The sequence below is a fragment of the Acinetobacter sp. WY4 genome (assembly GCF_018438165.1).
Classification (GTDB): Bacteria; Pseudomonadota; Gammaproteobacteria; order Pseudomonadales; family Moraxellaceae; genus Acinetobacter.
Window position 1 is genome coordinate 1,992,342 of sequence record NZ_CP053947.1, and the last position, 24,512, is coordinate 2,016,853.

The following is a 24,512-nucleotide window of genomic DNA, read 5'->3' on the forward strand; positions in this document are numbered from 1 at the left end:
GACGACCTGAATAAAAAAGCACCGGAAAAGGTGCTTTTTTATATTGAGCGACTGATAGCTTTATTTAATTTTTATAAATTGAATTCTTTAAAGATCTGCTCAATCTGCTCTGCCGGATAGGCACCCATCACTTTAAAACCATTGGAAAAAATAATCGCAGGTGTACCATTCACGCCCATAGACTGAGCCAGTTTTTTATTCCGCTCAATTGGATTGGTGCAACTTTTTTTCGATTTAGGTTGAATTCCTTGAGCAATCAGATCTTCCCATGCCTGAGCTGGATTAGACGCGCAATACACCTGTTTTGAAGGAGTAACCGACTGGGGTTTTAAAGGAAGAATAAAGGTATAAATGGTCAAGTCATTCAGTTTTTTCAGCTCTAGCTCAAGCTTTTTACAATACGGGCAATTTGGGTCAGAAAAGATCGCAATCTGACGTTTACCCGTACCTCTTACACTTTTCACAGCATCCTGAAGCGGTAATTTTTTCCAGTCGATACTATTTTGCTTCAACATTAAATCACGGGTCAGATTATGCTGATCCTGAATTCGCAGCATCGGGCCAGCAATCAGATGCTTGGCATCTTCATTCAAATAAACCACTTGGCCCTGCATGGAACCGCTATAGATGCCTTTCATCTCGGTGGTCTGAATATTTTCAATTTTTAAATTGGGACTGTTTTTTGCCAAGTTAGCTTGTACCGTATCAATATTGGCTAATGCGAAGCTTGAAACCAATGTACTTAAACTAATGATCAGTGTTTTTTTTAACATGAATGTTCTACATGAATTGGATAAGAATATGCTTCGATTCTAATCGCTCTGCTTTTAAATTTCTCAAACATTTATGTTACTGTTTACACCCAGTTAAATAAGCTCATAATGTTTCACGTGGAACACCATGTATAGCGTTAGCTTGAACTCCAATCTATCTAGAAAATACATCAATATTCATAATAAATAATTGTTTTATATAGTTAAAATATTTTAAATGATAAACATTTTACTCATTCAGCCTTGACCGATTTTCTGTATCCATTCTAAACTGCAGACACTTTCTATATTCCTCGCTACGCCCTGACATGGATTGGCCAAGGATCAACACTATAACGGCATTTTCATGACAATAACGACCAGCTGGCGACCGTTCTTGATGGTCAGCCTAGCTTTAATGATGGGAACGATTGGCACCGCTTTGGCCAGTCCGCTTTATCCGATTTATCAACAGCTCTGGCATTTGCTGCCCAGCCAGATCACCTACATTTTTGTCGCCTATATGTTTGGCTGTCTCTCGACCTTGTTGTTTTTGGGCAGAACCAGTAACAGCATCGGATTTTTACGGACCCTGCAAATTGGTCTGGCACTAATCACCTTAGGTCTCATCATTTCCGTTTTTGCCCAGAATGCACTGATCCTCTCGATTGGCCGTTTTATTATTGGGATTGCCTCGGGCCTGATGACCACTTCTGCCATGATGGGTTTAATGCATACCATCCCAGAAAGCCATAAACACACTGCACCACAACTGATTTCAATCATCACCGCAATGGGTTTTGGTTTGGGACCCTTGGTCGGTGGTGTGATTGCGCAGTTTTCCGCTGCCCCCTTGATAATGCCATATTTACCGGTGATTTTGGGCGCCGTGCTGTGTTTGATTGGCCTGTTCTGGATCAAAGCACCCAAGTTTGAGGCGCAGCCCTTTAGCATGGCGCCTAAACTGCAACGACCTGAAGCGCAGTTTCATCGGGTGTTTATGATTATTGCAGTGACGGCTTTTAGTGCCTTTGCTGCCTTTAGCCTGTTTGCTTCACTGTCGCCATCTTTTGTCCGCAATATTTTACCTTGGCATGGCCCTCTGGTCAGTGGGCTGGCCATTACCAGTATCTTAGTGATTTCAGTGATCGTGCAATTTATGGCCAAAGCGGTTGCAGCGTCCAAATGTCTGAATATCGGCCTGATGATGATGTGCTTGAGCCTGATGGTTTTAGCGCTATGTATGTATTCGAAAATCAGCCTGCTATTTTTTATCAGTGATATTTGCTTTGGAATTGGCCATGGTTTTGCCCTGATGGGTGCTTTTGCCCTGATTCATCAAATGACCAGCTTAGACAACCGTGCAGCCGTCATGTCAACCTATCTGTTTATTGCCTATCTGGGCACTATTGTCCCTATCATTGCCGTGGGTTATCTGGCCGATCATTGGGGGCTGGATTTCGCCGTAATCAGCTTTTGTATCGCGATTAGTTTGCTGTGTTTTGCGCTGTGGTGGGCGTATCAAAAATCCCGCCTACCAGCCTAAAAAAAGCCCTCAGTTGATGGCTTTTTTGATGTTTTATTAAATAATTATTTACCAATACAGAATGAACCGAAGATCTTGCCCAGCAGGTCATCTGCACTGAAATCACCAGTGATCTCACCCAATGCATTTTGCGCCAGACGTAAGGACTCCGCTACCAGTTCACCGGCGTTATACACCACCAGTTGTTCACGCGCCTCAGCCAGATAGAGCTGAGTGCGCTTCATTGCATCTAAATGACGGGTACGTGCGATAAAGGTGTCTTCCTCAGGCTGGAAGCCTGCATGCGCTGTAATCGCCTCTATGAGCGCTTGAACGCCAGTTTCTTGCTTGGCAGAGACTGCAATATGCCGGAAACCATTTAAATCGCCAATCACGGCTTCAGCACCGGTCAGGTCGCATTTATTGCCAATTAGCATCAAACGTTTTGGCTCGATATGTTCGGCAAAATATTCTTGGGCGAGTTGCAGCGGATCTTCGCCCTGGCTTAAGTCATAGACCAAGAGTAATAAATCGGCCTGTTCAATTTCCTTAATCGCGCGGCGAATCCCTTCCTTTTCCACGATATCACCGGTTTCACGCAGACCAGCCGTATCGGTCAGGGTAATCGGTAAGCCATTTAAGGTAATTTTCTCATGCAGCACATCACGGGTGGTGCCAGCAATATCGGTCACAATCGCGCGTTCAATTCCGGCCAGCGCATTCAGTAGAGAGGATTTACCGGCATTCGGTTTACCTGCAATTACGACTTGCAAGCCTTCACGTAGAAGCTGTCCTTGACGTGCGGATTGCTGGACTTGAGTGACTGCACTGGATACGCCATCCAGCAGATTTAAAATCTTGCCATCTGCCAGAAAGTCGATTTCTTCTTCCGGAAAATCAATCGCGGCTTCCACATGCAGACGCAGATGAATCAGCTGCTCAAGGACTGCATTGACTTTGGTCGAGAAAGCTCCTTGCAGTGAACGCACCGCAGAACGTGCAGCCGCTTGCGAAGTTGCATCAATCAGGTCGGCAATTGCTTCAGCCTGCACCAGATCCAGCTTGCCATTTTCAAAGGCACGCATCGAGAATTCACCCGCTTTGGCTGCAGTGGCGCCCAGTTCCAGCAAACGGCCAAGCAGGGCGTTCTGAATCACCGGACCGCCATGACCTTGTAGCTCCACTACATCTTCACCGGTAAACGAGTTTGGATTCGGGAAGCAAATCGCCAGTCCTTCATCCATGACTTCGCCGGCCGCATCATAGAACTGGCGGAAACCGGCAAAACGGGCTTTAGGCAGCTCTTTTTGTGTCAGTTGCTGGGCAATTTCATAGGATTTCGGACCTGACAGGCGAATCACCCCAACGCCGCCACGTCCTGGTGGAGTTGCAATCGCAGCAATAGTTGTGGTTCGGTTGAGCATAAAATTCACCTGCAAAGACTCAAAAGTACAGCCAAAAAAAATCCGCCTAAGATTACCATCTTAAGCGGATTTATTCAGCCTATCCGTACAACTTAGTTGACTGGAGTAGCCTCATCACGTTTCGCGCGATCTTTGGCAACAGACTTGTTAATCAAAGTTTGTTGCAGAATCGTGATCAAGTTGTTGACGATCCAGTACAGAACCAAGCCTGCCGGGAAGAACAACAAGAATACGGTAAAGATGATCGGCATAAACTTGAAGACTTTCGCCTGCATTGGATCAGTTGGTTGTGGATTTAACGACTGTTGGATATACATCGTCAAGCCCATCAACAACGGCAGAATGAACCAAGGATCCATTGAAGACAAATCCTGAATCCACAGCATCCATGGCGCATGACGCAGTTCCACAGATTCCATCAATACCCAGTACAAGGCCAGGAAAATCGGCATTTGTAATAACAGTGGTAAACAGCCGGCAAGCGGATTGACCTGTTCACGTTTGTATAATGCCATCATTTCTTGAGAGAAGCGCATGCGATCTTCACCGAACTCTTCTTTCATGCGTTGCATTTCTGGCGCAATCACACGCATTTTCGCCATCGAGCGATAGCTCTTCGACGACAATGGCCACAGGATTACTTTCACCAAGATAGTCAACAGAATAATTGCCCAGCCCCAGTTACCCACCAGACCATGGAAGAATTCAAGACCGACAAACAGTAATTTCGCAATTGGCCATAACCAGCCATAATCAACGGTCTGGTTTAAACCCGCAGCCAAATCTTTCAGTTCTGACTGGATTTTTGGACCTGAATAGAAAGTCGCATCAATTTCAGCCACTGTACCTGCAGGCACATTGAACGTCGGTGAGGTAAAACCGATGATGTTCATGTTATCGGTTGATTTACGTGATTCAAGCTTGGCGCTATAAGCTTCGCCATTGCCTTGAGTCAACTTCAGCTGACCTGGAACCCATGCACTGACAAAGTAGTGCTGTACCATTGCCACCCAACCACCTGTCGCTTCAGTACTGACTTTTTCTTCAACAAAGTTGTCGAATTTAAGCTTGTTGTACTGCTCGTCCGGGGTACCCCATGCACCGCCGAGGAATGTTCCCAGCGTGAAGATCCCCTGATCAGATTTGCCTGGATCTTCCGAGTTATCCCGTTTGATCTGACCGAACATCTGACCTTGCCAAGTCTGGCCACTGCGGTTAACCACTTTGTGATTTACCACGACCGGATATTCACCTTCAGTGAAATTGAAGGTCTTGATAATCTCGATCCCGTCAGCGGTTTTAAACACTAGCGGTACAGACAATACTTTCAGGTTTTCACCATCTTTGGATTTGACTGTTTTCGCATCTGCCAGAGTATAAGCCGTTTTTTCCAGCTCATACATTGGACGGCCGTTACGGCTGCTGTCCGGTCCATTCAGACCGATCAGGCCAGACTGGGCGACATAAGTACGTTTCGCATCGCTTTCCAGCATGACGAACGGCTCATCGCTGTCTTTGTTCTTGTCATGATTGAGTAATTCAATACGAACAATATCACCACCCTTCGGATTGATCCAAAGATGATAAAGGTCAGTTTGTACTGAAATAAGCTGCTGACTTACAGGTGCTGTGGCATCCGTGGCTTGCTGTGCTGGCACATTTGCTTGTGGCAGATCAGAGGCAACTGTAGCCGTCTGACCATTTGGCAAATCTGCAGATACGTCATGTGAAACAACAGCAGTTTCCTGCTGCGGTTTTGTTTCAGCATTTCCATAATCTTTTTGCCACGCCAAAATGAGCAAATATGCGACAACAAACATGGCTCCGAGAATTGCAATCCTGGCCCATTGTTGCATATGTATTACCCCAAGTGGTGAGAGTGATTTTGGTTCAATAAACGATCACGAAAGGGTACAGCAACGTGAAGCGTTTGAGAATCTATTTGCTGAAATGAAATAAAACGAATCGCTTTTGAGGGAACAGGATCATATCCCCAGCCCCCCCACGGATGACAACGGCAAATACGCTTAGTAGCCAGCCACACTCCACGCCCAGCGCCATGCATCTGGACTGCTTCCAAGGAATATTGAGAACAAGTTGGAATATAACGACAGCGCGGTCCAAGAAGAGGACTAATCGCAATCTGATAGAAACGGATCAACCAATGCAGTAAACGTACCATTGGCCAACTCTACTTTTGTGGGGAGGGGGCTATTTTTGAATGCTTTTTGGCAAGACGGTTAAGTTTCTGCCAGGCAAATTGTAATTGCTGGTGCAATTCTGCATTAGGCACTGCTTCAACACCCATTTTCGGCATAATTACAATGTCTAAGTCATCTAATTGCTGTTGATGCAGGCGAAAACTTTCGCGAGCAAGTCGTTTTACTCGATTTCTTTCGTGTGCGCGTCGCACTTTCTTCTTGGCAACAACTAAACCCAAACGGCTATTTGGCAGTTCGGAATGTTTTGCAAGAAATAAGAAATGGGGTTGATGCACTTTAAAAAGCGCACCATCAAAGACACCTTTATAATCGGCAGCACAGCGTAATCGCAACTCTGTGCCAAAACTATAAAGTTTTGTCATAACACCCAAAATCGTCTTAGCGTAACTGATTAAACAGTTAAGCTATGACGACCTTTTGCACGACGGCGAGCTAATACTTGACGACCAGCTTTAGTAGCCATACGAGCACGGAAACCATGAACACGCTTACGCTTTAATTCAGACGGTTGGAATGTACGTTTCATATTGAAACTCCAAAAAATGATCTTTCTATGAAGGTCCGCGATTTTAGTGCTCATTGCTTGAGCTGTCAATGCAAAAGCAGTTTTCTTTTCAAATAAGATCAAAAAAGATAAAGCCCCTGTTTTTTCGGAGAACTTAATAAAAAATAGTTCAATTCAAGTTAATCACAAATTAAGTTATTGTTATATAAATATATATAAGTTATAAACAACTCTATCAACAAAGTTATCCACATGTTATCCAGAGTTTAAATTTAACCTGTAGTTTTGAATTTAAATTTGAAGTTTTTTTTGAGTTATCCACAAAAAACAGTGATCTTATAAATAAATTCAAATTTATAAATTTAAATTTATTACTATTAGGGAGCACTTTTTCTATGGATAAGCCACTTTTTATTTAATTAAACATAAACTTATGTTGTGGATAAAACTGTTTCTATTAATTTTATACTTTGTGGATAACTTTATGGTATATTTTATCCACAGCTTGCGGATAAACTTATCCACACTGGGTTTTAAATTTAAATTTATGCAGGGTGATTTCTTTTTGCACAGTTTTTGTAGAGATTGCCATGACAGATGTGGATAACTTGGGTAGAATGGCGACCCGCTTTTGGTCGCGGTCATCTTTTTTGAATGAACAATGGAATGAATAGGGGATTCACATGCTTTGGACGGACTGCTTAAATCGCCTGCGACAAGAGCTCTCTGGAAATGTCTTTACAATGTGGATTCGCCCATTGGTTGCAGAAGAGCTGGAAGACAGCTTGCGTTTGTATGCACCTAATCCTTACTGGACGCGTTACATTCAGGAACATCATCTGGAACTGATTACGATTCTGGCAGAACAGTTGTCTGAAGGACGGGTACGCAAGGTCGAGATTTTGGTCGATTCACGTCCAGGGGCGATTTTATCTGCCAGTGAACAACCGGCGACCACGACTGCGGCATTGACCTCGACACCGATGCCAGTGCCGAAGCCGAAGAAAGAAAAAGAAGACAGCGGCAAAAATAGCCGTAGACGCCAGTTGAATCCATTGTTTACCTTCTCGCTGTTTGTGGAAGGCCGATCTAACCAGATGGCGGCAGAAACCTGTCGCAAGGTACTGACCCAGCTGGGTGCTTCACAGCACAACCCCTTATTTTTATATGGTCCGACCGGTCTGGGTAAAACCCACTTGATGCAGGCGGTCGGTAATGCATTGTTGCAGGCCAAACCGAATGCACGCGTCATGTACATGACCGCAGAAAGTTTTGTACAGGACTTTGTCAGCTCGTTGCAGCAGGGTAAAGTCGAAGAGTTTAAGAAAAACTGCCGTTCTCTGGATCTGTTACTGGTCGATGATATTCACTTGCTGGCCGGTAAAGAGGCCAGTCTGGTCGAATTTTTCTACACCTTTAACGCACTTCTGGATGAGTCCAAGCAAATTATTTTGACTTCGGATCGTTATCCTAAAGAGCTGACAGAGCTGGATCCACGTCTGGTTTCACGTTTTTCCTGGGGGTTGTCGGTCGGGGTTGAACCGCCAGATATTGAAACCCGAATTGAAATTCTGCTGAAAAAAGCAGAAAGCAACCAGGTCGATTTACCACGTAACTGTGCGCTGTTTATTGCCCAGCAGGTGGTGGCTAACGTGCGTGAGCTGGAAGGTGCGCTGAACAAAGTGGTGGCGATTTCACGTTTTAAAGGCACGCCAATTGATCTGGATGTGGTGCGTGAATCTTTAAAAGATGTGCTGGCAATTCGTGCCCGTACCATCAGTACTGAAAATATTCAGCGTGTGGTCAGTGAATATTTCCGGATTCCGCTGAAAGAACTGGTCGGTCCAAAACGTACCCGGATTTATGCCCGTCCACGTCAGCTGGCGATGGGTCTGGCACGTGAATTAACCGGCGACAGTTTTCCGGAAATTGGCATGGCTTTTGGCGGTCGTGATCACAGTACCGTGATGCATGCTTGCGAGAAAGTACAAAGCCTGCGTGAAGAAGATCCGATCTTTAACGAAGACTATAAAAACCTGCAACGTCTGTTGCAAAGTTGACCTAAATCGCTCAAATTCTATTCTTGCTATGCGGCTGCTTTTGCCGCATAGTAAACCGTCAAAAAAATCACTTTTTCTATATTAATCTTCAGCTTTAGAGGAATGCACCGTGCGTTTAAAAATCGCGAAAGAAAGCTTACTGAATGTTCTCTCACATGTCGTAGGAGCGGTTGAACGTCGCCATACCTTGAATATCCTGTCTAACCTGAAAATTCAGGTGACTACGCAAGCATTGACCGTGACCGGTTCCGACCTGGAAGTCGAACTGGTGGCGAGTACAGCACTGGCTGAAGGTGCATGTTTGCAGGAAGGCGAGACCACAGTTCCTGCACGTAAGCTGATTGATATCTGTAAGTCACTTCCTTCAGCGGCATTGGTGGATTTGCATATTACTGAAGATCAGCGCTGCATCCTTAAATCAGGCAACAGCCGTTTTGTACTGGGTACCTTGCCCGCTGATGATTATCCATTACTAAACACTGAAAACACCCAAGGCACGCAAGTGACGGTGACACAGCGTGAACTTAAACGCCTGTTCGAAAAAACCGCCTTTGCCATGGCAGTTCAGGATGTGCGTTTTTACCTGACCGGTACTTTGCTGGAAATTGATGCCAATCAGCTACGTGCTGTGACCACCGATGGCCACCGCCTAGCACTGTGTGAAACAGCAGCACAATCCACTGCAGCACAGCCGATTCAGGCAATTGTGCCACGTAAGGCCGTTGCAGAATTACAGCGCCTGCTCAGCGTTGAAGATGAGCAATTATCTCTATTGATTGGTCGTGAACTGCTCAATGTGACCATCAATATGCCAAGCCGTGACAAGGAACAGGCGAACATTACCGTGCGTTTCACTACCAAGCTGATTGATGGTAAGTTCCCGGACTACCGCCGTGTGATTCCACGTGGGGGTGACAAAGTCGTGATGATCGCACATGACGTGTTCAAGCAGTCTTTGCAGCGTGTGGCGATTTTAAGTAATGAAAAGCTGCGTGGTGTGTTTCTAAACTTTAATGCCGATTCTTTGCAACTTCGCGCCAATAACCCGGAGCAGGATGAAGCGATTGAAGATCTGGCGATTCAATATGCTGATTCACCGCTAGAAATGTCATTTAATGCGCAGTATCTGATTGAAGTGCTCGGTGTGCTGGATGGCGATGATGTGTCAATGACCATGACTGAAGCGAATCAGTCTGTCTTGGTACAAGACCCGGCGCATACGGATCAAACCTATGTCGTCATGCCGATGCGTGTTTAAGCCGCGGCTCTTGATATTTATATAAGACATGCATATTACGCGTTTACATATTGAGCGTGTGCGGAATTTAAAGACGGTTGCTCTCCACGGATTGCAGCCGTTTAATGTTTTTTATGGCCAAAATGGTTCAGGTAAAACCTCGATTTTAGAGGCGATTCATTTACTTGCTGCTGGTCGTTCTTTCCGTACCCATATTCCCAAAAATTATATCCAGCATGGCGCACAGGATGCGATTGTGTTTGCACAATCTGCGACTGAAAAAATAGGCATGCAAAAAATGGCCAGCGGGGAACAGTTGATCAAGGTCAATGGCGATCTAGTGGCAACTCAGGGACAACTGGCCAAACTGTTACCCTTGCAACTGATTGATCCACAAAGTACCGATATTATCGATCATGGGGCCAAACCACGACGTCAATTGCTCGACTGGTTGATGTTCCACGTGGAACCAGAGTTTTATCATGCCTGGCAATATTATTCTCGTGCGCTGAAACAGCGAAATAGTCTGCTCAAAAGCAAACGCTTTCTCAGTCTTTCCGATCTGGAACCGTGGAACCAGATGCTGAGTGAATATGGTGAAATCCTGCACTCGCAACGTGTCGGGATTGTGGAACAATGGAAGCCATTTTTTGAAGATGATCTGAAACAGTTATTACCTGACTTGCAAGTCAGTCTGGAATACAGTCCGGGCTTTCATGGTGAAACCGGCCTGCTAAATGATCTGACCAACCAGCATGAAAAAGACTGTGAGCGACGCTATACCGAATATGGCCCACATCGCGCAGATTTGCGTTTAAAGACCCCGATGGGTGATGCTGATGTGATCCTGTCGCGCGGACAGAAAAAGCTGCTGATGATCGCACTAAAACTGTCGCAAATCGCAATGCTAGATTCTTGTAATAAGGAAACTGTGGTATTATTAGATGATGTGACAGCAGAATTAGATTTAACCGCACAACAACGTTTAATTGAGCGATTGAGCCAACTTGGTAGTCAAGTTTTTATTACCACCTTAGACCATGAATCAGTACAAAAGCACTTACATGATTTGTCTATCTCATATCAGTTATTCAGTGTTGAAAACGGTACAGTTCAAGTTGTGCAATAATATTTTTTGAGTTTTACCCATCTTTGGATAGACCTATTTTTCACTAGGGAGAAACCATGAGTTCAGAAGATCAAGCTGCTTCTCAAACAGAACAAACCATTGAAAAGGCTTATGATTCCTCTAGCATCAAGGTATTACGTGGTTTAGACGCAGTCCGTAAGCGTCCGGGCATGTACATTGGTGACACAGACGATGGTACGGGCCTGCACCACATGGTGTTTGAAGTAGTCGACAACTCGATTGATGAAGCCTTGGCAGGCCACTGTGATGAAATTATAGTCACCATCCATGAAGATGAATCGGTTTCAGTTTCTGACAATGGTCGTGGTATTCCGACTGACATTCACCCTGAAGAAGGTGTGTCTGCAGCAGAGGTGATTTTAACCATTCTGCATGCCGGTGGTAAGTTCGACGACAACAGTTATAAAGTATCTGGCGGTCTGCATGGCGTTGGTGTTTCAGTTGTAAACGCGCTGTCTGAAAAACTGGAATTGACCATTCATCGTGCCGGTAAAATTCACGAACAAGAATACCATCATGGCGATTCACAGTATCCATTAAAAGTGGTGGGCGATACCGATAGAACCGGTACTCGTGTCCGTTTCTGGCCAAGTGCCGAGACTTTTAGTCAGACCATTTTTAATGTTGATATTTTGGCGCGTCGTTTGCGCGAACTATCGTTCCTGAACGCGGGTGTACGTATTGTACTGCGTGACGAACGCATTAATGCCGAGCATGTCTTTGATTATGAAGGTGGTCTGTCTGAGTTCGTTAAATATATTAACGAAGGCAAAACTCACCTGAATGATATTTTCCATTTTACTGCTGCACAGGCCGACAACGGTATTACGGTAGAAGTTGCATTGCAGTGGAATGATTCTTATCAGGAAAATGTGCGTTGCTTTACCAACAACATCCCGCAAAAGGATGGCGGTACGCATTTGGCCGGTTTCCGTGCTGCGTTGACCCGTGGTTTAAACAACTACATGGACAGCGAAAATATCCTGAAAAAGGAAAAGGTTGCGGTATCGGGTGATGATGCGCGTGAAGGCCTGACTGCCATCGTGTCAGTCAAAGTGCCTGATCCAAAATTCTCTTCACAGACCAAAGAAAAACTGGTGTCGAGTGAAGTAAAAACCGCTGTTGAACAGGCCATGAATAAGGCATTTTCTGAATACCTATTGGAAAATCCACAAGCAGCTAAAGCGATTGCTGGCAAGATCATTGATGCAGCACGTGCGCGTGATGCAGCGCGTAAAGCACGTGAAATGACACGTCGTAAGAGTGCGCTGGATATTGCCGGTCTTCCAGGCAAACTGGCCGATTGTCAGGAAAAAGATCCAGCTTTGTCTGAACTGTACCTGGTCGAGGGTGATTCTGCAGGTGGTTCAGCCAAGCAAGGTCGTAACCGTAAAATGCAGGCGATTTTACCGTTGAAAGGTAAGATCCTGAACGTGGAACGTGCCCGTTTTGACCGCATGATTTCCTCTGCTGAAGTTGGTACGCTGATTACCGCACTCGGCTGTGGTATTGGTCGTGAGGAATATAATCCGGACAAACTGCGTTATCATAAAATCATCATCATGACCGATGCTGATGTCGATGGTTCACACATCCGTACGCTGCTGTTGACCTTCTTCTTCCGTCAAATGCCAGAACTTGTGGAACGTGGTCATATTTATATCGCACAGCCACCATTATATAAGCTGAAAAAAGGTAAGCAGGAACAGTACATCAAGGACAATGATGCACTGGAGACTTACCTAATTTCGAATGCGATTGATGAGCTGGAACTGCATATCAGTGCAGAAGCGCCTGCGATTCGTGGTGAAGCACTGGCGAATGTGATTGCTGATTATCAGACTTCCCAGAAGAGCTTGGCACGTTTGACCCAACGTTATCCTGCGAGTCTGCTTGATGCCCTACTGTCACTGGAAGGCTTTAAGCTGGATCAGCTGGAAGACAAAAACTATGTGGAAACATGGGGTGGGAATCTACGTGTAGCGATTGAAGCCATTCAGCCTACATTACGTCCAGAATTAACCCTAGAACGTTTTGAAAAAGAACTGGCAGATGGTCAAAAAACTGCAAGCTGGTTGCCACGTATCACGATCTATGTACATAACTTGCCACATAGCTACCTGTTAGACTCAGTACTGTTAGGTTCAAGTGAATATGCACGTTTATTAAAGAATTCAAAGAGCTGGTTTAGTCTGCTTGAAGATGGTGCATATTTGCAAAAAGGCGATCGCAAGATTCAGGTCAGCAATTTCCATCAGGTTTGGCAACATATCTTGCAGGACTCACGTCGTGGCATGATGATCCAGCGCTATAAAGGTCTGGGCGAGATGAATGCGGAACAGTTATGGGAAACCACTATGGATCCAGACAACCGTAACATGCTGCAAGTGACAGTTACCGATGCGATTGAAGCGGATCGTATGTTCTCTTGCTTGATGGGCGATGACGTAGAACCACGTCGTGCTTTCATTGAAGAAAATGCCTTGAATGCAGATATTGATGCATAACCCTTCAGGATAAAATCAGATATAAAAAAGCGCCTTTCGAGGCGCTTTTTTTAGACCAATTTTTTTACTCATATCCTGTGAGCTAGGCAAAATAAAGTAATTTTGGACCGATTTTTAGATATGGAACGGGTTCATTTAGGTTTTAAAAAGCCAAGTTGAGTAAGCCAAATCGACTCTAAGAAAGGGTTTATGTATAGAGATTACCAACTCGGGAGAATACCTGAAATCTGGAGTGAATCTATCGTTATAAAAATGATCTGCATCAGAACTTCTAAAATAATTTTTGAATAGGAAAGTGAGGTAGAAAGACGTTCTTTATACGATGAGAAGTTTGCATGCAGTTCACGACATTAGGTGAAAACTGGATCAGTCAAAGTGGTATTTAAAGATGCGTGTAATAAAAACAGATCGAATACTTTAGGTGGATTCGACTAAAAAATAATAAATCGCCTATTCAGAAGATCCAATATCTCAAAAATAAATAAAAAGCTGCTAAAACTAAATTTTAAATTTTCAATAGCTTATAAGAAACTTGGTCTAATACGCTAAATAATACGTGAATAATATTGCTTCAAGCATCTAGAAAGCCTGATTAGAGATGTGGATAACTCTAAAGTTATCCATAATTTTTATGTGAATAAGATAGTATTTTTCCGCAAGCTTTAATCCACGTATTAATTCTTTATTTTAAATTCAAATTTGAAATCGATTATCTTGTGGATAAGTGTTTTTAAATTTAAAATAGCATTTTAAATTTAAAGCTAGATTTGGCGATATATTGCTAGTATGACCAGACTATTCCTTGGATTGGCTTTAAAATAAAAAATTATTATAAATTAAATACTTGTAAATATAGTGTAGTTTCTCTAATCATTACCGTGGAACATATTGTTAACTAAAAACTCAAGATGTAGCTAAACTACATAATTGATTTAATAATCAAGTGAACTTTCATTTTTATTTAAAATCATACTTTTATCGATTTTTGCTTAACTTTTTTATTTCTCATTTTTGAGTTATTTCTTGATTTCATTATTGAAAATCGGGCATTTCTTTTATTACTCGATAGAAAAGAGGGAGGGAATCGCTGAAATGATATTGATTAGGAACAAGAAAAAGAGGATTGATAAAATGATGATAAAAAATAAAAAAGCGCCTGATGGCGCTTTTTTTAAATCATATTTATGGCGTTAGAATGACTTTACGGCAGTCTTCTTCCTTTTTATCAAAAATACGGTAACCCTCCGCAGCATCTTCCAGTTTCATGCGATGGGTAATAATCAGATCTGGAGACAGATCTCCATTTTCAATATGTTCTAGCAACTGCGGCAAGTAATTATGCACATGGGTTTGTCCCATTTTAAAGGTCAAACCTTTGTCAAAGGCATCACCAAACAGGAAGCCATGAATTGGACCGGCATAAACTCCAGGTACACTCACCACACCGCCGCGACGGACCGCTGCAATACATTGTCTTAGCGCTGAACCACTCGAACCTTCTAATTTCAGGTTGGTCATTACGGTTTCCAGCATGCTGCCTTTGGCTTCAAAACCGACCGCATCAATGACGGCATCGACTCCACGATAACCCGTGGTATTTTGAATGATAAATTCAGCGGCATCGACTTCATCAAAATTGACGGGAATTACCCCATAGGTTTGATGTGCGAAACGCAGACGGTAAGGATGGTGATCGACCATAAAGATCTGCTCGGCACCGAGCATCCGCGCGCAGGCAGCAGCCAGCAGACCGACCGGACCGGCACCATAAATCGCCACACTGGAACCTCGACCAACTTGGGCATTGTTTACTGCTTGCCACGCGGTTGGCAGAATATCGGTCAGGAATAATACTTTTTCATCAGGCAGGGAACCTGGTACTTTAAATGGTCCGACATTGCCCTTGGGAATCCGCACATATTCGGCCTGACCACCCGGTATACCCCCATACAGATGGCTAAAGCCAAATAAAGCTGCACCTGGTGGAATCTGTTTTTTATTGAGAATTGCACCACGGCCAGTATTGGTATTTTCACAGGCAGCCATGAGTTCATGTTCACAGAAAAAACAGTGACCGCATGCAATCACAAAGGGAATAATCACCCGGTCACCTTTTTTGACTTCGGTTACTTCAGGGCCGACTTCTTCTACAATTCCCATAAATTCATGGCCGAAAATATCACCGTCTTCAGTAGCTGGGATTTTGCCCCGGTATAAATGCAGATCTGAGCCACAGATGGCGGTGGCTGTCACCCTTAAAATAACGTCATCTGGTTCCTGAATCACTGGATCTGGAACGGATTCAACTCGTACATCCCGAGCACCATGATAGGTAAGAGCACGCATGCGGATTTCCTCTCTCTAGTTCAACATTAAACAGACTCGTAGCAAGGCTGCCAAAAATTAAAAAACACTTGTATTAGAGCCTTAGGAGGAAACAGTGTGCTGTAAATTAATGTATGAAATAAGGCATTCAACTGTTTAAAAAATAAACTTATATAGGGTTTACGTAATTCGTGACCTTATGTGTCGAATGAATAGAAAAGAACGGGATTAAAGAAACATCTAGAACTAGATGAAAAAAATACAGGTGCAAAAATGGAAGAGAAAACATTAAAAATAGTGAATAAAAAAGAGATGAGCAACGCTGGTTACCCATCTCTCTTATATTAAATCTTACTAAAAGAGCTTTAGAAAGACTGTTCCAGACTTTCCAGTTCCATCATCAGTTCCAGCATTTGCTCTTCGGCTGTTTCCAGTTTGGCTTTTAGCTCGGTTTGCTCATTCATCAGTTTCAGCAAATCATTTTTACGTGATGCTTCGTATAAAGCACTGTCACCCAGCAAGCTTTCAATTTCAGCCAGTCGTGGCTGCAGTTTGGCCATCTGTGCTTCGCATTTTTCAATATTCTTGCGAATCGGACGACTTAGTTCCCGCTGGCGAGCAGCTTCCTTACGTTGTGCTTCCTTGTCCAGTTTGGAAATAGTCGGTTTGACTTCGACTTGGGATTTCACCGGTTCTGCTGGCTTTTGCCCATTTTTAATCATCTCAATACGGGCTTGGCGTAACCAGTCAGCATAGGCAGTAAGATCACCATCAAACTCACGGCATTGACCATTATGTACCAGTAGCAGTTCATCACAGACGCTGGCGATGAGCTGACGTTCATGCGAAACTAGAACTACCGCGCCCTGAAAATCTTGTAAAGCCATAGTCAGTGCATGACGCATATCCAGGTCTAAATGGTTGGTCGGCTCATCCAGAATCAGTACATTCGGACACTGCCAAACAATCAGTGCTAGGGCCAAACGTGCACGTTCACCGCCTGAGAAGCTTTCGCTTGGCGTATCCATACGTTCGCCACTAAAACCGAAACTACCCAAGAAGGAGCGTAGACTGGCTTCACTGATTTTTTTATCTGCGATACGTGCCAGCTGTAACATTGGGCTGGCATTACCATCCAGTGCATCCATTTGATGCTGGGCAAAATAACCAATATTCAGTAATTCTGAATCTTTCCGCAGACCCTGAATCAGTTTCAGGTCACCGACCAGCGATTTAATCAGCGTGGATTTACCGGCACCATTCATCCCAAGCAAACCGATCCGGCTGTTTGGCGTGATCTGTAAATTTACATTGGTGACAATCAGCTTGTCGCCATAACCAATATCGGCATGTTCCAGTTGCAATAACGGCGAACTCATTTTGGTCGGTTCACGGAAACTGAAGGTAAATGGCGTATCGACATGGGCTGCAGATAGTTCCTGCATTCGTTCCAGCTGTTTGATCCGGCTCTGTGCCTGTTTGGCTTTGGTCGCTTGCGCTTTAAAACGGTCAATATATTTTTGCAGATGCGCGCGGGTTTCCAGCTGCTTTTCATACGCCTGTTGCTGCTGCGCTAAACGCTCACTACGGGTGCGCTCAAAAGTCGAATAGTTACCGGTATATAAAATGAGTTCCTGATTTTCGATATGTAAAATATGGTCGGTAATCGCATCGAGGAAGTCCCGGTCATGCGAAATCAGCACCAAGGTGCCCTCATAGGCTTTCAGCCAGTCTTCTAGCCAGAGAATCGCATCCAAGTCCAGATGGTTGGTCGGTTCATCGAGGAGCAGTAAGTCCGAGCGGCTCATCAGGGTACGCGCCAAGTTTAAACGCATACGCCAGCCACCGGAAAAACTTGAAACATCTAGTTGTGATTGATGTTCAAAGAAGCCCAGACCGGCCATCAGCTGTGAGGCTTTGGCAGGAGCTGAATAACCGGAAATTTCATCAAAACGGCCATATAAATGAGCCAGTTCTGCATCATCCAGTTGATCCGGCTGATCGAGTTTCTGCTGAATATCCCAGTATTCTTCATCGCCCGACAATACGAAATCAATCGCTTTCATATTCAGTGCTTTGATTTCCTGAGCCATATGCGCCACGGTCCATACCGCAGGTCGGGTCAGTGAACCGGTGTCCGATTCCATGCCGCCCAGCAAGGCTGAAAACAGGGTAGATTTTCCAGCACCATTGACACCGGTTAGGCCAATTTTCCATCCTGGGTGTAACTGCATCGACGCTTTTTGAAATAAAACACGTCCACCGCGACGTATAGATAACTGGTCTAACTGAATCATTGAGAAATCAAAGCTAAGAAATAAGATGCGCCTATTCTAAAGGAAAGCCCTGTGAAAATGAAAAATCTTACCGTTTTTGCTGAAATGAGTGTGCTTTTCACCTCTGTCAATTGATCTAGGGTGGACGCATAAGTTGAGTAAAAGCTCTATTTTATGCATGAACAGTGGTTTATAGTTCAGGCTGATGGAGCAAAAAATATCATAGAGTCAAATAAAAATGAAAAAGGGATGTTTAATTTTATCGGCACTGGGCATTTTGGTGTCGACTTCAACTCAAGCCAGAGTGAATGTCTGTGTTTTTGATTTACTGGGGAAATCTGGTGAGTCTTACAAACTGCTGGAGGAATGGGCGCTGGCAGCAAAAGGCTGGGGTGCCGAAATTCAGCTAAGCGCTTATCAGGATGAAGCCAAGGTCGATCAGGACGTCAAAGCCGGAAAATGTGATGCCTTCTATATGACCTCAATGCGTGCCCGGGCTTATAACAAATTTGCTGGATCGATTGATGCAATTGGCGGCGTGCCGAATAATGACATTGCCATGAAAGCCATCAGCTATGTACTGGATAAACGCAATAGCAAACGCCTGATCACCCAGATTGGCAAAGAAAAATTCGAAGTGGCGGGTATTGGTCAGATTGGCCCAGCCTATATTTTTGTTCGTGATCGTACTCTAAATAAACTGGAACAGGTCAAAGGCAAGAAATTTGCCGTGCTGCATTATGACTATGCGCAAAAAATCATGGTCGACCGGATTGAAGCAGTACCGGTCATGTCGGAAATTTCCAATTTTATTCGCAAGTTTAATCAGGGCGAAGTGGATATTGTCGCTGCACCGGCTTATGCATTTAAACCGCTGGAATTACAGAAAGGACTAGGCCGTCAAGGCGCAATGATTAATTTTCCGGTGATTAATGTCACTGCTGATCTGATTATTCGTCAGGAAAAGTTTCCGGCAAGCTTTGCCGCACAATCCCGAAACTGGTTTGTGAAACAGTTACCGCGCAGCTTTGCCATGGTCAAGCGCATGGAAGCTGAGATTCCAAGCAAATATATTCTGAATCTAAGCCGTGAAGATCGTGTGGCCTACCAAAAGATTCTGCGTGATGGGCGGATCGATTTAACCCGGCAGGGAATTTATGATCAGGGCATGATGAACGTATTGAAACGCGCGCGTTGTACAGTTGAACGAACTAATTTTGAATGTTCGATTGGTGGCGAATAAATCTGAAATCATGTATATCTTTGTAACTATATCTGGGTAAATGTAATTATAAGAAAGCAGTTTTAAATATTAAGATATTGATATTTAAATATATATTTAAAAATAACTTAGGCAACTATTGCTGATTTATCTTTATAGGCCAAAATGCCGGTTTTAAATGGAGTAAATGCTCTATTTTTTTTAATTAAACTTGCTTAATATTTGTCCCGTGTACGGACACTCAGCGAATAACAAGATTTCAAAGGATAACTACAATGAAAAAAACACTCTTATCATTGGCTGCATTCTCTGCATTTGGTTTTGCAAGTGCGGCGCATGCAGAAAAAGTCGATATCTGTGTGTTTGACTTACTGGGTAAATCCGGTGAGTCTTTCCAGATGGCGCAAGAATGGGCACTGGCTGCAAAAGGCTGGGGCGCAGAAATCAATCTGATTGCCCGTCAGGATGAAGCGGTTGCCGACAATGACTTCAAGGCCGGTAAATGTGATGGTGTGTTTATGACAGCCATGCGTGCCCGTCAATACAATAAATTTGCCGGTTCTATTGATGCACTGGGCGGTGCACCAAGTAATGCCATTGCCCAGCGTGCGATCAGTTTTGCTCTGGACAAACGTAATGCAGCGAAAATGGTCAGTAATATGGGCGGCAAAAAATACGAAATTGCCGGTATTTCCCCGCTGGGTTCGGCATTTATTTTTGTTCGTGACAAGAATATCAATTCGATTGAAAAAGCCGCAGGGAAGAAATTCGCCGTACTCGGCTATGACGATGCCCAGAAAATCATGGTACAGCGCGTCGGTGCGCAGGCAGTGATCTCCGATGTTTCCAACTTTGTCGCCAAATTTAATAATGGTCAGGTGGATATGGTCGGTGCGCCTGCTTATGCCTACAAGCCATTAGAAATCTATAAAGGTCTGGGTAACAACGGCGCAATGTTTAATTTCCCGGTACTGCATGTCACCTCTGATTTTGTGATTCGTCCGGAAAAATTCCCCGCAGGTTTTGGACAGAAATCGCGTGACTGGTTTATCAAAAACCTGCCAAAGAGCATGGGGATGATCAGCCGTCTGGAAGCGGGTATTCCGTCGAAATATAAAATGAATCTGAGCGCTGAAGATAAAACCAAGTATCAGAAAATGTTACGTGATGGCCGGATGGACATGACCAAACGCGGAATCTATGATGCCAGCATGATGTCGGTCTTAAAACGTGCGCGCTGTTCTGTCGATAAGGCCAACTTTGAATGTTCAATTGCTGGCGAATAATCTGATTTTTAAAGAAAAAAGCTTAGATTGATCTAGGCTTTTTTTATGGCTGAACCAGGTCAGATCTGCCATTGTGCAGCGAATAAAATAGCTTAAGCTTGATTAACTATTAAATTCGCATGTTTTATATAAAAAACAATCACATGTGACTAAAAGTGCAATAACAAAAACAAGCGATAAGGAAATGAGGATGATGCATAGAGGATGGAAAGCACTGGCATTGGCTACGGCGACACTGGCTGTTTCAGGTCTGGCGCAAGCTAAACAGGTGATTTGCGTATTTGATCTGGTTGGTAAAAACGGTGATGTCTATAGTGTGATGAAAGACTATCAGTTGGCGGCCAAAAATTGGGGTGCAGATGTCGAACTGCGGGTGAATACCAATGAAGCGGTGGTTGCAGAAGATTTTAAAGCTGGAAAATGTGACGGCATTAGTGTGACCGGGATGCGTGGCCGTCAGTTCAATAATTTTACCGGTTCACTCGATGCTATTGGCGCGATTCCAGATCTGAATCTGGCAGTTAAAGTAATGCAGGGACTGGCCAGTCCGACCTTTGCCAAACATATGCTGCAAGGTAAATATGAGGTAGTCGGTGTCATTCCTGTGGGTGATGCTTTCCTGCTGGTGAACGACCGCAGTATTAATACCGTTGCTAAAGCCGCTGGTAAAAAAATTGCCGTACTTGATTATGATGAAGCACAAAAAATCATGGTACAGCAGGTCGGCGCACAGGCGGTGAGTGCCGATGTCACCAATTTTGGTGCCAAGTTTAACAATGGCCAGGTGGATATTATTGGTGCACCAGCAGCAGTATTTAAACCGCTGGAATTACATAAAGGTTTGGGTAACAAAGGCGCGATTGTGAATTATCCGGTGTTGCAGGTCACAGGCAATATCATTATCCGTCCAGATAAATTTCCGGCAGGTTACGGACAAAAATCACGTGAATGGGTGAGAAGTCAGTTACCGCGTGCCTTTGGTATTTTGGGGAAAATGAAAGCGGACATTCCAGCAAAATACTGGATGGATATTCCTGCTGCAGACAAACCGGGTTACCAGAAAATGATGCGGGATTCCCGAATTGACCTGACCAAACGCGGTGTTTATGACAAACGTATGATGAAATTGTTATGGCAATTCCGCTGCAAACAGAACCCGAAAAACTTTGAATGTGCCTTACAGGATGAGAACTACAAATAATCCTGATAAAATTACTCTGATTTGACTTTTAATCTGTAGAGACTGACCATATATTGAGTGTGCTATACTTAAATATGGTCTTTTCTTTTTAAAGACATTCCATTCAACAGAGGAATCCGCCATGAATGCCCAAGCGCTTGTGCTCACCGACAATGCCGCAAATAAAGTACGCCAGTTGCGTGACAGTGAAGGTAACCAAGACTTAATGCTCCGTGTCTATGTGACCGGTGGCGGCTGTTCAGGTTTCTCTTATGGCTTTAATTTTGCAGAAAGCCAGAATGAAGATGATGCAGAATTTGCCAATGGCGATGTTAAAGTCCTGGTCGATTCATTGAGTTATCAATATCTGGTCGGTTCGGTGGTAGATTATTTAGAAGGTCTGGAAGGTTCACGTTTTGTGGTACAAAACCCGAATGCGACCACGACCTGTGGTTGTGGATCTTCATTCTCGATCTAAATCCATGCACAAAAAAAAAGTCCTCTCAATGAGGACTTTTTTATATCTGGAAGAACGTTTAGCTATCCAGTTTTACCGCTTCAAGCAGGTCAAAGATCACGGTAGTGACATCCTGACTCAACTCGCGGTTATTGAAAATTTCATAGGCGCTAATGGTAATGTCGGTATCGCTTGGCAACAGACGCTGTTCTTCTTCGATCAGGTCATTGATCGGTAATAAGGTCTGTTTGATTTCCAGATGCAGAATATCTTTATATTCCAGATTTTCATCGTCGAGTTCAATCAGTTGTTCATTGAAATAAGGCAGCAAAATCGAATGAAGATAGGGTTGGATGTCCTCGATATCAAAGATTTCGATATCACGGGTTTCATCAATCGTACTAATGTGGTCATTTACTTCAATTAAAATATGGTAGTAACTCACACGAATCTCCAAAGATGGCCTGAACAATGTAGCCAATCACAATAACATGAAATCAGAATAGAGTGTTTTTTATCATACTTATACACTTAAATTAATTAGGGAATTCAAGCTGATCACTTAACGGTTATAAAGCAAGGTCTTGTCTGCAGGTCGCAGCTGGAAGTGTTGCAGATTCTGTTTACCCAGCACCGGATACATCAGTGCTTCCGGGTCATTATGGTGATACAGCCCCAAGGCATGTCCGAGTTCATGTGCCAGAGTCAGACGGAGATCATCTTCTGCATCAAACTGATAGACATGAATTTGATCACCCATAAACACGCCTTTATGAAATTCGCGGGCAGGGAAACGCTGTTGGGCTTGAATGATATTCTGCTGATGGTTTTGCAGACCATGTTGATGCATGGAAACATTCATATTAAAGGAACTTTGCTGTTCCTGAAGGTACTGAAGTTCCCGTTGAAAACTTTCCGATTTGCGCTGTAAAGCCAAAACCTCATATTCAATCTGCTCATGTTCATAAGCAGATAAATTTGGCTGACGGCGTCGTTGCTGTAAGGCCTGAAATTCACTATTCATCTGATCTCTTTGCTGGATCAGGCGTTGCTGCTGACTTTCCAGATGCTGATGGGATGCTTCCAGATTTTTGACCTGACGTTGATACTTGGCGTCATCTGCCAGCAACTGTTTTTCGACTTTCTTCAAGGCATCATAGTCTTGCTGGCGTTGATCATAGATCAGGTGAATACTCAGCCTGGCATTTTCATCATAGACCATCAAATCATCACGATTGCTTCCCTGATGCCAGATTTCGATCGCTTCCTTGCTCAGTTGAATGACTTGATCTTTACTTAGTCCAAAGCCTGAATCGACCTGATCAATCCGGAAACGTAAGCGTGTATCGAAAGGATGCGTCAAGCGATCAGCCAGCGAGTTATAGCGCAGTTGAGGATGGGTTTGGGCCTGCATATGTAGATAGGCAGACATGATCAATCCCACTACGAGCAGACAGAGCAGAAGACGCATATTTTTTATTTAAATGTCTATTTTTTAAAAATATAGCTTAATTTTAATGCCTTTCCCATGCTTATTTGCATCATCCTTCAGCTTTTGGATAAAGCCCTAATTCGGCCAAAGCCTGCTGCAAAATTTCAAGGCGGATCGCCGGATCTATACCATTTTGCATCTGCATATTGAGTGAAAATGCCACGATTTCAGCCTGCGGTGTTTCAACCCAGCCGGTGAGCCAGCCGACTTGCGGTTCCACATCCATGCCCCAACCGGATTTGACATATAGTCGATAAGCTTTCCGCTCCTGTAAAAATAACATGGCTTTGACTTGTTGCTGGACTTGAGGATCAAAGGCCAGTTGCTCTCGGGCCAACGCAGAAACAAATTGGACTTCCTGTTTTGGAGTAACTTTCAAAGGGCCTACCAACCAGAAGTTATCGACCTGTTGACCAATCTGCTGATTACCAAATTGGATGCGTTGTACTTCCTGTTGCATCAATTCAAGGCCAATGCGACGTGCCAGTTCCTGATACACGGGTACAGCAGAAGCTTGCATGGCTTCGCCGAGAGTCATGTCTTTTTCCCAGGCTGCAAAACTGCGTTTCTTGCCATCCCATTTAAAAATTTCATTGGTTGTGGCTTTGCCATGTTGCAGGCCAATCAGGGCATTGAGCATTTTGAAAGTAGAGGCTGGAACATATTCGGTATTTGCACGACTTAAATCATTACCATAAACCTGTATCTGTTGACCACGCTGAATCACTAAAACGCCAGCGCTTTGCGCCTGATCAAATAATTGGGCAATGGCTTGAGTCGATTGAATTGAAGTGATCTGAGAGGGGGAGGATGAAACGGGCAGACTACACGCCGTCAGTCCCAAGCAACTAAATAAAGGCAGCAAAATCAGAATTTTCATGGGTTCAGGGTA

Annotated in this window: 20 protein-coding genes; 9 read left to right on the forward strand and 11 right to left on the reverse strand. The window is 44.0% G+C overall.

Annotated features, from left to right (window positions below):
• Positions 1-71: 71 nt before the first annotated feature.
• A complete protein-coding gene (locus G4D73_RS09365; RefSeq protein WP_213686618.1) occupies positions 72-773 on the reverse strand; it encodes a DsbC family protein in 702 nt (233 codons plus the stop codon).
• A gap of 379 nt (positions 774-1,152) precedes the next feature.
• Here G4D73_RS09365 and G4D73_RS09370 point away from each other — a divergent pair, with 379 nt between their 5' ends.
• Positions 1,153-2,298 carry an MFS transporter gene (locus G4D73_RS09370; RefSeq protein WP_213687739.1) on the forward strand — a complete coding sequence of 382 codons (1,146 nt, stop codon included), beginning with the start codon at positions 1,153-1,155 and terminating at the stop codon, positions 2,296-2,298.
• Between the two features lie 44 nt (positions 2,299-2,342).
• On the opposite strand, the gene mnmE is transcribed toward G4D73_RS09370, so the two are convergent.
• The 5 genes from mnmE to rpmH all read right to left on the reverse strand — a co-directional run bounded on the left by mnmE (position 2,343) and on the right by rpmH (position 6,449).
• Positions 2,343-3,701: a tRNA uridine-5-carboxymethylaminomethyl(34) synthesis GTPase MnmE gene (mnmE, locus tag G4D73_RS09375; protein ID WP_004647130.1), complete on the reverse strand. Its 1,359-nt coding sequence runs from the start codon at positions 3,699-3,701 to the stop codon at positions 2,343-2,345.
• A gap of 92 nt (positions 3,702-3,793) precedes the next feature.
• Positions 3,794-5,557, reverse strand: a complete 1,764-nt coding sequence (gene yidC, locus G4D73_RS09380) for a membrane protein insertase YidC (protein ID WP_005245552.1) — start codon at positions 5,555-5,557, stop codon at positions 3,794-3,796.
• Positions 5,558-5,562: 5 nt separating this feature from the next.
• Positions 5,563-5,883: a membrane protein insertion efficiency factor YidD gene (yidD, locus tag G4D73_RS09385; RefSeq protein WP_005245550.1), complete on the reverse strand. Its 321-nt coding sequence runs from the start codon at positions 5,881-5,883 to the stop codon at positions 5,563-5,565.
• Positions 5,884-5,892: 9 nt separating this feature from the next.
• Positions 5,893-6,285 (reverse strand): ribonuclease P protein component, encoded by a 393-nt coding sequence (gene rnpA / locus G4D73_RS09390; protein ID WP_004281932.1) that lies wholly within the window; start codon positions 6,283-6,285, stop codon positions 5,893-5,895.
• A gap of 29 nt (positions 6,286-6,314) precedes the next feature.
• Positions 6,315-6,449 carry a 50S ribosomal protein L34 gene (rpmH, locus tag G4D73_RS09395; protein ID WP_000831329.1) on the reverse strand — a complete coding sequence of 45 codons (135 nt, stop codon included), beginning with the start codon at positions 6,447-6,449 and terminating at the stop codon, positions 6,315-6,317.
• A 662-nt stretch (positions 6,450-7,111) separates the two neighbouring features.
• Between rpmH and dnaA the strand changes: the two genes are divergently transcribed.
• The 4 genes from dnaA to gyrB all read left to right on the forward strand — a co-directional run bounded on the left by dnaA (position 7,112) and on the right by gyrB (position 13,382).
• Positions 7,112-8,488, forward strand: a complete 1,377-nt coding sequence (gene dnaA, locus G4D73_RS09400) for a chromosomal replication initiator protein DnaA (protein WP_004281934.1) — start codon at positions 7,112-7,114, stop codon at positions 8,486-8,488.
• 109 nt (positions 8,489-8,597) lie between these two features.
• The gene (gene dnaN / locus G4D73_RS09405) at positions 8,598-9,746 is read left to right on the forward strand and encodes a DNA polymerase III subunit beta (protein ID WP_004647129.1); all 1,149 of its coding nucleotides are present in this window, start codon (positions 8,598-8,600) and stop codon (positions 9,744-9,746) included.
• Between the two features lie 28 nt (positions 9,747-9,774).
• Positions 9,775-10,854, forward strand: a complete 1,080-nt coding sequence (gene recF / locus G4D73_RS09410; protein ID WP_213686619.1) for a DNA replication/repair protein RecF — start codon at positions 9,775-9,777, stop codon at positions 10,852-10,854.
• A 56-nt stretch (positions 10,855-10,910) separates the two neighbouring features.
• Positions 10,911-13,382, forward strand: a complete 2,472-nt coding sequence (gene gyrB, locus G4D73_RS09415) for a DNA topoisomerase (ATP-hydrolyzing) subunit B (RefSeq protein WP_213686620.1) — start codon at positions 10,911-10,913, stop codon at positions 13,380-13,382.
• 1,182 nt (positions 13,383-14,564) lie between these two features.
• On the opposite strand, the gene G4D73_RS09420 is transcribed toward gyrB, so the two are convergent.
• Both G4D73_RS09420 and G4D73_RS09425 read right to left on the reverse strand, forming a co-directional pair.
• Positions 14,565-15,728: a zinc-dependent alcohol dehydrogenase gene (locus tag G4D73_RS09420; RefSeq protein WP_001202407.1), complete on the reverse strand. Its 1,164-nt coding sequence runs from the start codon at positions 15,726-15,728 to the stop codon at positions 14,565-14,567.
• A gap of 344 nt (positions 15,729-16,072) precedes the next feature.
• Positions 16,073-18,004, reverse strand: coding sequence for an ATP-binding cassette domain-containing protein (locus tag G4D73_RS09425; RefSeq protein ID WP_213686621.1), 1,932 nt, complete (start codon positions 18,002-18,004; stop codon positions 16,073-16,075).
• Positions 18,005-18,221: 217 nt separating this feature from the next.
• Between G4D73_RS09425 and G4D73_RS09430 the strand changes: the two genes are divergently transcribed.
• From G4D73_RS09430 to erpA, 4 genes are all read left to right on the forward strand, one after another.
• Entirely contained in the window at positions 18,222-19,226 is a 1,005-nt protein-coding gene (locus G4D73_RS09430) for a putative solute-binding protein (RefSeq protein WP_213686622.1), read from the forward strand.
• A gap of 254 nt (positions 19,227-19,480) precedes the next feature.
• Positions 19,481-20,491, forward strand: coding sequence for a putative solute-binding protein (locus G4D73_RS09435; protein ID WP_005094844.1), 1,011 nt, complete (start codon positions 19,481-19,483; stop codon positions 20,489-20,491).
• Positions 20,492-20,684: 193 nt separating this feature from the next.
• Positions 20,685-21,692 (forward strand): putative solute-binding protein, encoded by a 1,008-nt coding sequence (locus tag G4D73_RS09440; protein WP_191112719.1) that lies wholly within the window; start codon positions 20,685-20,687, stop codon positions 21,690-21,692.
• Between the two features lie 121 nt (positions 21,693-21,813).
• On the forward strand, positions 21,814-22,149 hold the full coding sequence (gene erpA / locus G4D73_RS09445; protein ID WP_004281944.1) for an iron-sulfur cluster insertion protein ErpA: 336 nt from the start codon (positions 21,814-21,816) through the stop codon (positions 22,147-22,149).
• A 58-nt stretch (positions 22,150-22,207) separates the two neighbouring features.
• On the opposite strand, the gene G4D73_RS09450 is transcribed toward erpA, so the two are convergent.
• The 3 genes from G4D73_RS09450 to blaOXA all read right to left on the reverse strand — a co-directional run bounded on the left by G4D73_RS09450 (position 22,208) and on the right by blaOXA (position 24,500).
• Positions 22,208-22,585: a hypothetical protein gene (locus G4D73_RS09450; protein ID WP_016806936.1), complete on the reverse strand. Its 378-nt coding sequence runs from the start codon at positions 22,583-22,585 to the stop codon at positions 22,208-22,210.
• A 105-nt stretch (positions 22,586-22,690) separates the two neighbouring features.
• A complete protein-coding gene (locus G4D73_RS09455; RefSeq protein WP_005094835.1) occupies positions 22,691-23,599 on the reverse strand; it encodes a matrixin family metalloprotease in 909 nt (302 codons plus the stop codon).
• Between the two features lie 70 nt (positions 23,600-23,669).
• Positions 23,670-24,500 (reverse strand): OXA-134 family carbapenem-hydrolyzing class D beta-lactamase, encoded by an 831-nt coding sequence (blaOXA, locus tag G4D73_RS09460; protein ID WP_213686623.1) that lies wholly within the window; start codon positions 24,498-24,500, stop codon positions 23,670-23,672.
• Between the last annotated feature and the right edge of the window lie 12 nt (positions 24,501-24,512).

What these genes read in the sequence shown, in the direction of transcription:
- G4D73_RS09365 (WP_213686618.1), bottom strand. Translation starts at nt 773, where the DNA reads ATGTTAAAAAAAACACTGATCATTAGTTTAAGTACATTGGTTTCAAGC.
- G4D73_RS09370 (WP_213687739.1), top strand. Translation starts at nt 1,153, where the DNA reads ATGGTCAGCCTAGCTTTAATGATGGGAACGATTGGCACCGCTTTGGCC.
- mnmE (WP_004647130.1), bottom strand. Translation starts at nt 3,701, where the DNA reads ATGCTCAACCGAACCACAACTATTGCTGCGATTGCAACTCCACCAGGA.
- yidC (WP_005245552.1), bottom strand. Translation starts at nt 5,557, where the DNA reads ATGCAACAATGGGCCAGGATTGCAATTCTCGGAGCCATGTTTGTTGTC.
- yidD (WP_005245550.1), bottom strand. Translation starts at nt 5,883, where the DNA reads ATGGTACGTTTACTGCATTGGTTGATCCGTTTCTATCAGATTGCGATT.
- rnpA (WP_004281932.1), bottom strand. Translation starts at nt 6,285, where the DNA reads ATGACAAAACTTTATAGTTTTGGCACAGAGTTGCGATTACGCTGTGCT.
- rpmH (WP_000831329.1), bottom strand. Translation starts at nt 6,449, where the DNA reads ATGAAACGTACATTCCAACCGTCTGAATTAAAGCGTAAGCGTGTTCAT.
- dnaA (WP_004281934.1), top strand. Translation starts at nt 7,112, where the DNA reads ATGCTTTGGACGGACTGCTTAAATCGCCTGCGACAAGAGCTCTCTGGA.
- recF (WP_213686619.1), top strand. Translation starts at nt 9,775, where the DNA reads ATGCATATTACGCGTTTACATATTGAGCGTGTGCGGAATTTAAAGACG.
- gyrB (WP_213686620.1), top strand. Translation starts at nt 10,911, where the DNA reads ATGAGTTCAGAAGATCAAGCTGCTTCTCAAACAGAACAAACCATTGAA.
- G4D73_RS09420 (WP_001202407.1), bottom strand. Translation starts at nt 15,728, where the DNA reads ATGCGTGCTCTTACCTATCATGGTGCTCGGGATGTACGAGTTGAATCC.
- G4D73_RS09425 (WP_213686621.1), bottom strand. Translation starts at nt 18,004, where the DNA reads ATGATTCAGTTAGACCAGTTATCTATACGTCGCGGTGGACGTGTTTTA.
- G4D73_RS09430 (WP_213686622.1), top strand. Translation starts at nt 18,222, where the DNA reads ATGAAAAAGGGATGTTTAATTTTATCGGCACTGGGCATTTTGGTGTCG.
- G4D73_RS09435 (WP_005094844.1), top strand. Translation starts at nt 19,481, where the DNA reads ATGAAAAAAACACTCTTATCATTGGCTGCATTCTCTGCATTTGGTTTT.
- G4D73_RS09440 (WP_191112719.1), top strand. Translation starts at nt 20,685, where the DNA reads ATGCATAGAGGATGGAAAGCACTGGCATTGGCTACGGCGACACTGGCT.
- erpA (WP_004281944.1), top strand. Translation starts at nt 21,814, where the DNA reads ATGAATGCCCAAGCGCTTGTGCTCACCGACAATGCCGCAAATAAAGTA.
- G4D73_RS09455 (WP_005094835.1), bottom strand. Translation starts at nt 23,599, where the DNA reads ATGCGTCTTCTGCTCTGTCTGCTCGTAGTGGGATTGATCATGTCTGCC.
- blaOXA (WP_213686623.1), bottom strand. Translation starts at nt 24,500, where the DNA reads ATGAAAATTCTGATTTTGCTGCCTTTATTTAGTTGCTTGGGACTGACG.